General features: G+C 42.3%; 6 protein-coding genes. All 6 read right to left on the bottom strand.

Annotated features, from left to right (window positions below; translation table 11 throughout):
* Window positions 1-92: 92 nt before the first annotated feature.
* Window positions 93-1,766 (bottom strand): NERD domain-containing protein, encoded by a 1,674-nt coding sequence (locus tag HCZ42_RS12465; RefSeq protein ID WP_254868966.1) that lies wholly within the window; start codon window positions 1,764-1,766, stop codon window positions 93-95.
* A gap of 16 nt (window positions 1,767-1,782) precedes the next feature.
* Window positions 1,783-2,928 (bottom strand): DISARM system phospholipase D-like protein DrmC, encoded by a 1,146-nt coding sequence (gene drmC, locus HCZ42_RS12460; RefSeq protein ID WP_254868965.1) that lies wholly within the window; start codon window positions 2,926-2,928, stop codon window positions 1,783-1,785.
* Window positions 2,928-4,805, bottom strand: a complete 1,878-nt coding sequence (gene drmB, locus HCZ42_RS12455) for a DUF1998 domain-containing protein (protein WP_167421007.1) — start codon at window positions 4,803-4,805, stop codon at window positions 2,928-2,930. Before drmB ends, drmC begins: the two co-directional genes overlap by 1 nt.
* On the bottom strand, window positions 4,805-8,803 hold the full coding sequence (drmA, locus tag HCZ42_RS12450) for a DISARM system helicase DrmA (RefSeq protein WP_167421006.1): 3,999 nt from the start codon (window positions 8,801-8,803) through the stop codon (window positions 4,805-4,807). The genes drmB and drmA overlap by 1 nt, the downstream gene beginning before the upstream one ends.
* Before the next feature lie 7 nt (window positions 8,804-8,810).
* The gene (locus tag HCZ42_RS12445) at window positions 8,811-12,857 is read right to left on the bottom strand and encodes an Eco57I restriction-modification methylase domain-containing protein (RefSeq protein WP_167421005.1); all 4,047 of its coding nucleotides are present in this window, start codon (window positions 12,855-12,857) and stop codon (window positions 8,811-8,813) included.
* The coding region (gene drmD / locus HCZ42_RS12440) for a DISARM system SNF2-like helicase DrmD (RefSeq protein ID WP_217702295.1) at window positions 12,857-14,551 on the bottom strand (1,695 nt) is incomplete at its 5' end. The genes HCZ42_RS12445 and drmD, both read right to left, overlap by 1 nt.

The following is a 14,551-nucleotide window of genomic DNA, read 5'->3' as shown; positions in this document are numbered from 1 at the left end:
AAAAAATATAAAATAAAAGTATTACCTCAGGTATTACTTTAAGCAAGGCATACGAATCCTTACAAACAAAACGCAATAACAACTAATATCACTCACATAGCAGAAATAACAACCAACATGTGCTTAGCTCTTGAACATGCTACATAATAATCAGCTCGTTGAAAGATGGGTGACTCCCTGTTGTAAGGGATATCTATAAGCATTATCGCGTCAGCCTCCAGGCCCTTAAATCCCTTGACTGTAGAGAACAATACTCCCTCTCCTTTCTGCCAACGTTCTATGTCGTCAGTAATCTCAACTCCTCTAGCTTTACTTAACGTAGCTAAGGAAGAATTACTCTGCTTAAATGGGCTCAAAATGGCTACTTGATTTGGCGTTAACTTGCCCTTATTGACCCATTCATCCACATATCGCTCTACGCGCTTTTGAATTTCAAATCTATTGTCTAATCGAACGATAACCGGCTCATCCCCGACAGGCGCATCAACTTTAGTAGGGATTTGCTTATCAAGAATCTCGCTACACAAACTGGCAATAGATTTAGTATTTCGGCAATTGACCGGAAGATTAAATGGCTGCCCTAACGCAGGTAAAGAAGGCTCTTGATCTACATATAAATTCTGATTGGGATCATAGAAGACATACATAGCCCCCTCGTCACCATTTGCATTGATAAGCTCTAGTGGCATCCACCAATCTGATTGAAAGTCTTGGCCTTCATCAACAATGACAGCATCATATCTATCCTCTAAAACGTCAATTGCTTCCACCAACAGCTCAGGTGCTTCTTCCCGCCAGAACGCGTCTTCATTTTGAGTATAAGGATTAAATGGGATTCCAGCTTTTCTACATAAATCTGAGCAAAGACCGTGGAAATGTGTCACCGTGATTCTGTCGGTATAGACAGGAGAGATGCTGTCCCGCAACCATTTTGCAAGGGCTCTGTTGTAACACACAAGCAGAGTCTTCATTCCTTGGCCAGCAAACTTCTCTGCTTGAGCTTGTGCCAACATGGTTTTTCCTGAACCAGCTACACCATTTATACAAGCTCTTTGTGTATGCGATAAAAAATCTAAAAGCATGAGCTGGTCGTTAGTAAGACGAAATAGTTTTTCTTCTTGATCTTCTATTTTTCGAAAAAGAACTGGCAGCAGAGCAAAACTTGGCGAAATGGACTTGTAGATTTTTTGTCTATCCTCTTTTGAAAGAGGAATTGGGTTTTCACGCCTAACCCATTGAGATAAGGCGGACTTAATTCTTCTATCTAAAAACGGGAGGTCACTTGCAGATAGTATGACTGATGGTGTAGCTCCTACCGGAGTCTCCCCACTATATTCACAATCAGGAAACACGGCGGCATAACCGTAACCAAATGGTAAACTGTTTGCTCCGTTATAGCCCTTTTGCTTAATCTCCGTCTCCAAGAAATGAGTATTTCTTCGTGCCTGTTCAAAAGGGTCTTGAATTGACCTTAGATTGCCATTAGGTAAAACCCGGCTCCATTCACGAGTTTCGCTGTCATATCTAATTTCCCCCCCCTTTACCTCAAGCACCAATATTCCATGAGAAGGAAGGATAACTACAAAATCCGTTTCACCTTCTTTGAGAGTCGTATTACCTTTGTCATTTCTGTCGACCCTAAGCCATGGGTAACTATGATAAATAACACAATCGTCAGGTAACAAATCTACCAGAAACCTTGCGACATCCCTTTCCGACTTAACGCTTATATCTTCAATGTTAACCTTTGGTATTAATCTAGCCAAAATCAATATCCTATTTTTATATAACTTCCATTGCTAGTGGCACGAAATCTAACCACTCATTTTCACTTATTTTAATTTTCTCTGTCGGGCCAAAGCCCTTAACCGTCACAAGATAGTATTGCTGTCCATCAGCAATATTTTGCTGCTTATTCCAGCGATAGTTGCCCAAATACAGTTTTCCATCAAAGCTGATTATGACCAATGTGCCAGCTTTTGGCTTGCCCTGGTTAGAATCACACTTGATAAATTTCCGCACATCTTTAAAGCCAGTGTTTTGGTTTTCAAACTCTATGCGTACAGGTTCACCCTCTTCCAATGCCTTTGGCGCATCATCTAAATTTATTGTGTTTTTATCTGTAAGCTCAGGACTATTCTTGTTTACAAAGACCGATGAAGTATACGGAAGAATCTCTTTGGAATTAATCATTGCGTCGAGCTGACTGCAGATATCTGAGGGAATAGATCCCCCCTCAATATTGATACCCATTTCAATATTTCTATCAAGGGCAGCCTCGGTCAAATTCGCACTAGTTATAAAAGCACCTCTCTTATCAGCAACTGCACACTTTGCATGTACTCTAGCAAAGCCAGCTTGATACTTTTCCCTGTTCTCGCGTGGCCAAATATATAGCTGAATATTTGGAATATTGGTATATAGCCTCTCAAGCGTCTTTGCAAAGACACCAGACGACTCCTTATCCTCAGATTCCAAAAGCATTTTTACTTTTACACCTCGAGCAATCGCTTGTTTAAGAGCTTGCTCAACATTGGGTATCTTCACCAAAACGAATGACACGATAAACAGTGTCTCATTGGCCGAGTTTATAATGTCCAATAAAACTTGCTCAGACCTTCGAACGGGAAACATCGTTGAATCAGGTCCAGTCCATACGAGCTCTGTCGATTCATGCTCTCTGTGTCTTGACAACGAGTAAGAGGCGCCTAGTATCAACGCAGCTAACTCTTCACTTGTGTAAGAGCTATTTTTCCAAGCATTTAAAAGCGAATTAAGCGCTTCATTAGAAGTATCCGCATTAAAAAAGCCCTTAAGAACAAAGGAGCTTTCGGGAGCCGTCACTCTAATTTTCCGTGAAAGAGACTTTATTTTATCAAGATGTTGACCTTTGACGATCTCATAGACACATCGAAGTAAATCATCCATTAACAATCAACCCCAAAAAACGCAGCTCCATCATTATCTAGAGTTGGTACTACCAATGCTCGGTCTAGATAACGGTTGTTTTTTTCACATGACGTTTCAGCAGCAAAAGTACAAGCGTGACATGCAGCAGCATGTAAAGTCCGGTCTTTTTCTGGATTATGCTCAGAGCAGAGTGGATCCGATGAACAAACTCGCGCGCGATTTAATGCTTGATGAAGTAGTCTTTCTAAGTTTTCAGCTTTCCCTAACTCCACTAGCCCTCCAAGAGTCCCATCCGAGTCAGCAGCAGCGGTATAAATTAAGATACCAGCTTGTTTTTTCCCACCGCTTGTATCACCATAAATTCTTTCACGAATACTCGCCGCGTTGTAACCACACTCAAGAGCGAGCTCTCTAATTAGCAAATGAGCAATTGTATGTAACAGGACGTAACGAACCCCGGGGTACCCGCTATCTGGAGATAGCCCCCTCGCTCGCCTCCAGCCTTTATGCCCATTAATTAACATTTCATTGATAGCCTGAACAGCCGGAATCTTCTCCCAATGATTCAATTCGTTCTCATTGAAACGAATAAAAATACCTTCACCATGTACCTGACTAGCAGGTATCCAAGTCGGCGCATCATTACATAACGAAGCCATTGGTGGCTGTTCATCAGGACTATTACTTTCCTCTGGAGCTTCTACTCGAGTGAAACCAATTAAGGCATTAACTTCCCTCAATCGTTTCAGTAATAAAACATTAGATATTTGCTTTTTGTATTTTGTCGGTACACTTGTCGCTTCACTCAGAAAGTGCGGCCAGTCAGTTGGCGGGCTAGGCTCAATGAATACATCCCACTCGGGAGCTTTAATATCTTCCTGAGTTACAGTATCTCCAATTTTACCTTTGTGAATCGCATCAATAACAGCCCATACTTCTTCAGGAGAATACTGCTCTATACCCGGTAAAGACGATGTTTTAGATAAAGTTCTTATAGTAATCTTAACTTCAAGAGCTGACTCTGCATCTTTTAAATAATCCCAGCCATCCTGAACCAACTGAATAATCGGGTCGCGAGTTAAAGGAATTGCTAAAGCTGACAGCATGATTGGAAACCAACTATTAGTTGCCCCTAGTAGTACGCCTTTAGCATCTTCATCGCAACTAGAATCAAATTTGTCTAAATGAGGGTGCCGTCCCCTACAAGCAGGGAGATTTTCCTTACCTGCTTTTCCAAAAGCTTGAGCTAAATTCCGTTTAGCGTCACATTCATCACACTTAACCCACAGGTTTTCTGTTTGCAACGAAGCACCGCTTTCGAAGAAACGCAAACCTCCAGTACAAGTAGAATGCCCACCGTGCACATAGTAGCGCCATGGGAAGTCATCTAAATGGCCATTTCGACATGCTAGAAGAAAACGAGCCGGAACTGCATCTGCATCTTTCGCAGTTTTATCCCCTTTGGATCCTCTGCACATTGAATGAACAAATCTCGTTTGTTCTGGCCTGAATCTGTTTTCTTTAATATCAAAAAGTCCAGAGTCATACTCTGCTAACATTCCGCACTTAACACAGCGTAACCATCGAGGAAATGGCCTCACTGGAACTCCCACTCGAGCTTCCGCCGAAAATGGGTCACTGGACTCTTTATTTGGAAACGGTGGCATCCTCATACTTTCGACTTGCTGTCCAAGTACTTTTTTTACCGCAGACAGTAGCCGAGCTTCAGTGATAGGAGGACACCTATCTTTATCCCAACGGTCGATTCCCTGCGTAACAACCGATAGACTTGGCATATCTATTAACGCTCCTGGTCCATAGGTCCAAAGAAGCTGACTCGGCCTTACATCTCCAACAGGAGTAATGTTTGAAATCGTCTTTTTACCACCGCTCATTATGAATCACCTCCTGTTGCACTTTTCTTCTTCACTGTAGGCTTCCAAGAAGGACCAGCCGGGAGCTTTTGAGTATTCATTTGTAATTTAACTCCAGGCTCAACTTCACGCATAGACATAGGAACAGTAAATCGCCCCCACTCACCTATACCTGGTTTATTAATCAAAGCGATCTTCGAGTCGACGCTTTCCCCTTTCTTCTCATAAGCCACCGTACGGCCAGGAACATGGGTTTCTTTTACCCACTCATCAACTCTCTGTTTAATAGCAGCGCTGGCTAATTTCTTTGACTCAGAGCTCTCTTCGACCAAGTGCACCCTGTTCGTAATTGAACTAATCGTTGTTTGAACAATACTTGAACTTGGCGATTTTAGTTTTGCTGCACCATCATTGGGGTTCAACTCGTCATCGCTTAAACGCATTAAACTCAGCATTGAGCCTGTTAGGCCTCTATCCATCGCTCGAGGAGAAAATGGAGTCACTGATTGCGCTTCAACATGTTTGTAGAATGTCGAATGATAGTGCTCGAAAGTTTCATAGTGGGATAAATCTCTCGGCCTTGACCATGTCAATACGGTACAAACCATCCCCGGGAAGCTACGTCCAACACGGCTGGTAGCCTGGATATATTCGGCAGTACTCTTTGGCTGACCATTGACTGCCATCACTCCAAGTCTATTAACGTCAACCCCTACTGATAACATGTTGGTTGCTAGTACTACATCAATAGCGCGACTTTCTCCCTCATCCCACCTAGTAACATACTTACCTTCGACAGGATCGAAATCTGCCTTAAATTTAACGTCTAGCTGATCAAGATATTTAGGGATGTCTTGGCTTGATACACGAGAAGTCAGTTCTCGTATATTGTTAACACTTCGCTGCTGCAACCCCGGTCTGTCAACCAAACTCATTTGCACTCTATATGAACGGGTTTGAACATCATCCTCTGCCAACCGTTTCATACCGCCTAATTCACGTAACGAATTGAAGTAACCAACACTGGTCATATAGGGATCAGCTACTTGACCAAAGCGTTCAAACAATGCTTGAGATGCTGTCAAAAATGCTGTGTATACTCGTATTAAGACTGCAGGTCTTGCACTGCCAGGGGAACACACTCCGATATAGCGGCGACCGTAGTGCTCTTTGATTGGTCGCTGGACAGAAAAGAAGTTGTCTTCAATATCTAAGCCATGTGGCGGAAATACCGCAACTTGACGATTAAAAACTCCACTAACTTGTTGTTTTGCTTTCCTAACCGTTGCTGTCGAAGCAATAACTTTAGGTCGGATAGTCTTACCGCCAAGTGTCCATGAGCACAACTCATCAACTGCGGTTTCATATAGCCCCACCATTGTCCCTAAAGGGCCGCTAATTAAATGGAACTCATCTTGAATGATAAGGTCTGGCGGGCGGATTTCAGAAATAGCTTTGACTTTTACTGTTGGGCCTGCTTTAGATTTTGGATGGTTACCATTACACGAATTCGAATCAGACCAGATCAAACCATGCCGTTCACACTCAAGGCTTGCTTTACCAAACAAGTTTCTTATTTCACCTCGCCACGCCATCATCGCAAACTTATCTACCGTGGCAATCATCATTGAAGGTGGACGGTGGTACATCTCTTCATCAACGACTAAAGCTGGAATACCCGGATGTGCTGAATTGGCAGACTTACCTTTAGAAAACTCACAGCGTGCTTTTTTGTCCCCACAGTAGATTGCTGTTTGTAACTTATCCTTGTTAACTTCAATATGCTTACCAGGATCAATCGCTTCACCACACCATGGACAACTCGTTAACTGAGCCGGTGATGAACCTCCTGCATTATATTTATCAGGGTCTCGAATATTTTTTATCGCTTTTGCGCTATCGTCAGTGTTACCGGGCGCAACCTTATTGCCAACCCATAAGCCGATAGTAAAAGGGTTTTCTCCAAGCCGCATATCACCATTTTTCACAAACTCTTGACGAATGACTTCCATTGCACAAATCAATGTAGTCGCACGTTGAAACTGCTGGAGTGTGAGTAGTCTTAGGGTATATCGCATAATTACCGCTAAGCCTCGGCTTACATCATACCCACCCAAATTGCCCTGCAAACGACGAATCACCATAGTGAATGCAGCCACACCAAGGTAAGCTTCTGTTTTACCACCACCAGTTGGGAACCATAACAAGTCGGCAAACGACTCAGCCGATTCTGTTCTATCTTGATGATCAGGCTGTGCTAAAGCAGGAATAGATAACAGAAGGAATGCAAGCTGAAATGAACGCCATGAGTAGTTTTTTGGATCTTTATAAAGTTCATCAACTTTTATAGCTTTATCGGTTCTACGTTTATGGGCATAAATACTCTGTACACGTTGTTTAGCCATAGCAAGGTTTGCAAAACGAAATGCTTCTAATGCATTGTCGTTTTCGGGATCTGCTAATACCTCTATGCCTTCCTTTAAGCGCTGATTTATTTCGGAACAACTAGCAATAGCTCGATATGCAGCATCATCATGATTGACGACATCATCACCTATTCGGTGTTTCTGCTCACCTATCCACGCGGTGTAATCGTCGGTCATCTGAGTTAACGCAACGACAAGCTCTTCTCTTGTCATTTCAGCTAACTTCAGCATATTCAAATAGCCACCGGATACCATTGCCTTTAGCGCTGGCCTGTCTCCATCACGGAGGCCTGGAACTTCCGTTACTGGCACTTCATATTGTGGCATGACAACAGTTTTGACTTTCGACGCCCTCTCGACGTCCTCTGATGACACATCTGCATGAACGGCGATACCGTGCCCAGTGGCAAATTCCACTTGGTGACGATAAACCATTTCCAATGATTCACGCTCCAAGTCCTCACCATCAGGCTTAAGTACCGGGCGCTTGCGGAAAACGTCTTTGTTTGAAGATTCACTAACCGCTGAAGCCGAAATCTCCGGTTGGAAAACCCACGCTGTATCTCTGTTTGACTCTGGTTCTTCTTGTGTATTGACCAAGAAAACTGTAACAAGTCGATCGCCATTTTCATTCGGCTTTCTCACAGTTCCCTGAATAACGACAGCAGGGTTTTCTTTGTCGATAGCAACAGACTTAATCGACCCCGTTTCTAACGGCAAGTTTATGGAACCACCACAAGGTATACGTTGCCAAACTTTAACTTTGGCACCTTGCGATTCTTCACCTGTTTCAGGATCAGTATGAGTCTTGTACATATCATGCTCATAGAAGCGCTGATAACGTCCCCAAGAGGCTTGAAGCTCAATACATTTTTCCTCACCAGACACACAGAATGTAAACCCCATGCTTGAGGGAATTAATGATTGGTTACTCGCAGCATCAACCTCTTCGCTAGAATCAGGGTCAGGCTTAACACTGCCAGACGGAGAGTCAGATTTCGTCGAGGTAGCTTTGACTATTAAATCTTCAGGCTCATCGTCCTCATCACCAGAGCCATCAATACCAAACTCTCCACCTTTTTCAGCAGCATCCAATGGTGCCAAACGACCAACTAAATAGCGGTCACGAACACTCATATCAAGGATTTGCTCATGAGGTCCATTTGCAGGACCTAACAAATCATCCATCACTGCATACTGAAGCAGTTCCCTTACATAAACATCATCTTGAATGAGGGGAACTTCAGCTAGCGTTTTACCTAAGAGCTTAGGGATCTCTTCAGCAAATGTTGTCCACTCAATACGAGATATTTGACCTGAACGCATAAACGGCACTGCCACAGATAGTTCAGATTTCAGGTACTTATCGAAAAATAATGTTGTTGAATCTAAATCACTACGCTGTCGGTAAACACGTCCTACACCCAGTAGTACATTTGTGCTATCTACCACAAGTACCCAACAGCCTTCAACAATACCTGAGAATATTTCTCTCTTACCATGCAACTGTAAGCAATAATCCGCACAACGTGAATTACTTGGTTTTGTAGTGTTTAGTGCAATAAATGCTTTGTTCTTAGTTTTCCTAACCATTCAACCCTTATCCTTGTTCAGCCTCATGCCTAGCTTTGTTCAACATTGAGAGACGATATAAGATTTCTTCTCTAGCCTTCTCACTAATAGTAAAGCGAGTATTTTTTCCCACAGGTAAGTAACCAACTTGATGAAAACCAATGTCCAGTTCCAAATCATCGAATTCATATGCAGCCAAAACCACATTATTAAGCTCAGTTTGTTTTTCTCTCAAAGCTCTAATTTCACAAGAGTCAACTCTGGAGTCATGTAAGTCATTGTAAAATTGAGTCATGCCAATACCATTTTGTTCAAGGTATTCACATCTGAGTTTAAGGAAATCAACACCAACATTTCTCAATTCTTCATGATTTTTTTCCCAAACACCTTTAGGGAATGGGTATGTTTCAAAAATATCACCGTGCGTATAGCGCATGTCATTTTTCATTTTTGAACAATACTCCCAAGCCCATATCGCATGTATGTCAGATGACAAAACGGCAATCAACTCGTTGCTATCACTGGTAATAACACATAGAGAATCACCAAAAATATATTCACTCGACGAAAAAGTAAAACAGGGATATTTAGTTGCAGCTCTAGCAAAAACTATAGCTTTACTTAATACATTTTCACCAAGGTTAATCTTACACTTATTGAAAGATGCCCCCCTTCCAAGAGAACCATATAATTCTGGTCTCGGCCTTAAAAACTTCCACCAGCACTCTCTAGCCCCCTTATCTTTATTTAAAATTCGTTCGGGCTTAACTGTTTTCTCAAGATATTTAAAGACTGAAAAATATTTCTGAGCCTGTTCTTCATCCCAGTCAAAAAAACAAATCACTTTACGAGAAGGTTTCTGTGACGGATTTTGGTTAACTTCTCGACCAATTAAATAATCGAAAATAACATCTTTAGAGCTTGGGTCTTCTTTAATTAATCTTTCCGCAGTAGAATCATCAATTAAAAAGCCATTTCCTAAAATTATACTACCCTGATAAACTTTTTTTAAATTAGGCTTAAGTTTTAACGGCGACCAATTATCACGCCCATTCAGACTCGCGGATATTTTATTGACGACACTTCCATTTATGGTTCTTTCTCCGTGCCAACTACCGTTTATTAAATGTATTCGGCTAGTTACAACATTCGCATTACCTGGCCAAACTTCATTTGGTACTGCTTTAAATATTTCAGCCCTATGCTTTAATATTTGCTCTAAAGATACTTCTCGCGTATTACCCTCAGCTATTGTATTAACAGCAATTAAGCCCATAACTCCGTTCTTTGCTGTAAGCTTATGCGCTTGAAGAAAAAAATATGCAACTAAATCCGCAGAACCTCTTTTACCATCAGCTAAACATTCAACTAAATAATCGCGATAACATGTACCCATGAATCCCGTTATTTTTTGACCACCAAGGAATGGAGGATTTCCGACAATTGCGTCAAAGCCACATCTTTCGGTACTGAATACCTCTGGAAACTCTAAACACCAATGAAAGGCCGTTCTTGCTTTTTTCCTGTCTTTTAGGTCAGCAGACAAGCCATCTAAGGCTGCAGCCTTCAAGTCATGAGTACACTCTAAATCACCAGCTATTGATTGCGGTAACAAAGCAGCAAGAACAGAAGTGTCAGCTAACTTTCCACCAGACTTTAATGTCATACCAACCAATGCATCTGCTACTAACTTTGGAAACGCTATTACTTCTTTAACCTGATCAGCCGCGAGTTCCATTTCCGCTATATCAGACACTCTATTGATATCATGAACTGCTATTTGTTTTCTCAGTTCAGCAGCATCTATTACCAACTTTTTTACTTGCTCTGCAATAGGCAGCTCTATCAACTGTGATTTTTTAGCGTGGTACGAATTTAAGCTTAAGAAACAGAGCTGATCTAGGTTATGTATACCAAGCAAGCTATCTCCTGACTTTAAATTATGATCTAAAAAGCCAAACGGACGTCCCTTAGATAAAGTAACAAGCCAAATTGATAGTTTTGCTAGCTCAACGGCTAGCGGATTAATATCAACACCATACAAGCAACATTCTGAGATTAATCGCTTCGCAATAATCAAACGCTCTTCAGCATCAATAGGCAACAACTCCATAGTTTCATCGTGAGTCGTTACTCCTTTCACTGTGACAAAAGCACCTGTTTGCTCGGCTATTAACCATGATTCACACACTCGTTCAGCCAGCCATCGACACACTTGAACAAGAAATGCACCAGAGCCCATTGCTGGGTCACAAATTTTTAGATCAAGTAGTTCTTCTGGTGACTTAAGCTGCCATTCTTTGCGAGGTTTACCTTCAGCAGGCCCTGTATATACAACGGGCTCAAGTGTTTCGGTCACTATGGATTCGGTTAGCGATTTAGGCGTATAGTGAGAGCCTGTTTCGCGCCTATCAGATCCAGTTGTTAGCATAAAAGCATCTTTTGGGTAAAGCAGAGGGTTCCCCCAAGCATCAAACCTTAGAAAGTGGTAATAAGGCTTAATGCGCTGACATAGCTCTATGTCGTTGTAGCACGCAACCAGAAGCTTATCGATATCTGCGTCTGTCACTTCTTTCTTCAAATCATTCGTGATTCGAGATGCAGAACTTCCCGTACGTTCTTTAAGAAGTTTCTTCAGTGCAGGCAAACCATCAAGAGATGCAGAAGCCAACTCCCCTAACTGGACCCAAGGCTTTTTGCAGCTTTTGCTACCAGATAACTCCAAAGTAACATCAGGAGCACGCTTTACCGTCTGCTCCAACAAACCTTCATAGACATAACCAATTTGTTCTACATCTAGCGCTCGATAAGACAGCGTTCTACCTTGATACAGTTGAATTGCATCAAGGAACAATAAGACAGTACGGTTATCAATTGGTAGTGGTTTTGCGTCATCTTCAAGCCAGCTGCTACCTTTTTTCCTGCCTTCTAAGAAAGGGAACCTATCGGGATCAAAAAGCGAGCCGCCCAACGCTGGCATTCGCATGTTTTCATGCTCAACACCAGAGTAAACAGATCGGAAGATAGCTAGTAAACGCGCCCATGCATTTTTACGATAAGAGAGCACTTCATCACCATGTAGACTCGCATCTTCTCTCAACTTAGCTCGCAGTGTCGATATTGCATAATTAGCTTCATAGGCTTGATCACCTAAGAGCAATAGACCACGTTCTTCCGCACAAAGTAAAAATACCAAGCGCATCATTAATGTTAAGCCAGCCTCGTATAACTCTTCAGGCTCAACGCCTTCCAATAGCTCTCCATTGTGATCATGGTTAATGCGGTCAATCGACTGAATAAGCACTTCAACCGCTCGACTTACTTGAACACCAAGTGTTTGAGTGACATCATCTTGATGCTGCAATGATTCATCAATTAACTCTGGGAGAGTTTTAGCTTCATCAAAGCCGTTAAATACAACCCCTATGTTAAACAGGCTATAGAATGCTTTTAACGTTATAGGTTCAAGTCCCCATAGACGAGCATACCAGCTGGCATAGGTCGTTATTCCCCCAACAGGAGCATCAATGAACATCCATTGTTCTCCATTTGTGATCAGCCCTAGTCGAGCTCCAACACCTCTACAGAGGTGCGCCATTCGTTCCGCTGGCGTTGTAGACCAACTATCCCCAGTTAATACTTCACTTAAAGCTGTACCTGCCGGATAGGTTTGTATCAACATATAAGGCTTAGTTTCATCACTGGCAACAACTGCATATTCAGGCTTTATCGTTACTTGATGTTCCGGAATAGTAACTTCAATGGAGGCATGCATCTTAGATTGATCTTTAAGTACATCCCCATCTTCATCCTCGTCTAGATCCAATCCAAATTTTAAAACCCAGTTGGTCCATTGCTGATGAATCTTGTCTTTGATTTTTAGATCTTCTGGTGCATCACTATCAATGACTTCTCGCCATTCATCGTAAGTTTGACGAAACTGTCTCTTCTTTACTGAGTCTAGTTTTTCAAGTCCCTGCGGAAATGCTTGATTAAGAATAGGCTCAGCCAAAAACGGGCCTGATACTTCAATGAGTGACAGCCAGTCGGCATGTTGATTTGTGGAAAATGCCATCAGTTCGCCTCACACAAGTTATCTGGTACCAGGAAAATTACCGCTACGGGGAATGTACGGTCGATGTAGTTTGCGTAGCGTTTCTCGATTGCTTCGGTCTCTGCTTTTTTGTCTGATTCTATTCGCTGTTGCCTTGCTTCTATTGCTGCTCTGTCTTTTCGCACTTCAGTCCTCTCATCCTCTCCAAATAAGCTCAACTGTTCATGAAGAACACCTTCGAGAGATAGCTGTTCACCAATTGAGTGATCTAACTCATCCAGCACGGTTGTAATATCATCTATCTCTTTCTGTTTGAGGCGATCTAGAGTACTTTCCAAGTTGGTAAGACGCTCTTTTGATCTTGCTTCTACAGACTGATGAATTGATTGGGCTTGATTCGTAAATCTGGTTTTTAGCGCATCTTTCGTTTGCTGAGAGACTGATGCCGGTATTGATAGCTCAAGCCATTTGTGTATTTGATTCACACCTCTCTCTCGACTATACCCACTGTCTTTGAGATAACCACCAGCGTAGGTAATTTCTTCATGTAGGCGGTTATGAGTCCCACCAATTACAACTAACCTTGATGCAACAATCGCAACCACACTTTGCAGTTCTGTAGAAGGGACACTCCTTACTGTGACTCGGTGGAGCTTATCGTCCTTCTCCCAAACTTTGCTGCGTAGTAGTCGTAAACACATTTGTACTAAACGATGATTCAAGTGCACAAGTACTACATCATCTCTCCCTTTAGCAACGTTATGATCAAACGTTATTGGCCTAATCTGTTTAGTAAATGGGTGGCGTAAACCTTTATTACAAGGAGCCCAAGAGCCTGTAAACTCCGGCATTATGTACACACTACCTTCAGGTGTACCTGCAAGAGTTGTTGGTTTTAGTGACGGTTTCTGAGCAACTTCCAAGGCAGTCTGAACAGCAGCGAATACATGTTCAGGTGTTAAGTGAAAATCTTCTTGAGTCGAGATAAGTTGCTGGTGTAGACGCTTTATCTTTTCTTGTAAGTCCCTCTCTGCTCTGACCGCCTTTCTCGCTTTGGCCATTTTGGCTTCAGCTTGTAGTGTATTGAGTTCAGTCGCACTACCTTCTATCAAACCCGCCATTTGAGGTGCAATCACCGGGTTTACACTACCCATATCTTCACGCATCGACTCTAGCTTGATAAGTGCTCTGATGATGTCGTCTTTATGACCACCAATAGTGTCACTATCGGTTGCTGAGCCAGCATCTACAGGGTGCCAGATCAGAATCTCTTTTGCCTTTTGGCCGTGCCGATCGATACGGCCATTACGCTGTTCCATTACATTTGGGTTGTATGGGATTTCTAAGTGTATTAGACAATTACAATGATTCTGTAAATCAATACCTTCGGAAGCTGCATCTGTAGCTAGTAGGATTCTGACGTCAGATTGCTCTGGATGGGTTTGAAAAGCAGCCTTAACATCCTCACGCTCTTCATGATCCATACCGCCATTGATGATAGCCAAGCGTTTACCAGCCAACCCTTTTTCAGTAAGAATTTTTTCCAACCATTGTTGGGTAGTCCGATACTCCGTGAATAGAATTACGCGCTGGTTATTCCACTTTTTACCATCTTTTAAGTTCCGGTTTATCCAGCCACAAATAGCTTCAGCTTTTGAATCTGACTGGTGTTGTGCTAATTGAGCCCAACTCCGCAATTCATTTATTAAAATGCG

Origin of the sequence: Vibrio hepatarius, from assembly GCF_011806575.1 — a bacterium.
GTDB lineage: Bacteria > Pseudomonadota > Gammaproteobacteria > Enterobacterales > Vibrionaceae > Vibrio > Vibrio hepatarius_A.
This window is presented reverse-complemented; position numbering and strand designations above follow the sequence as displayed.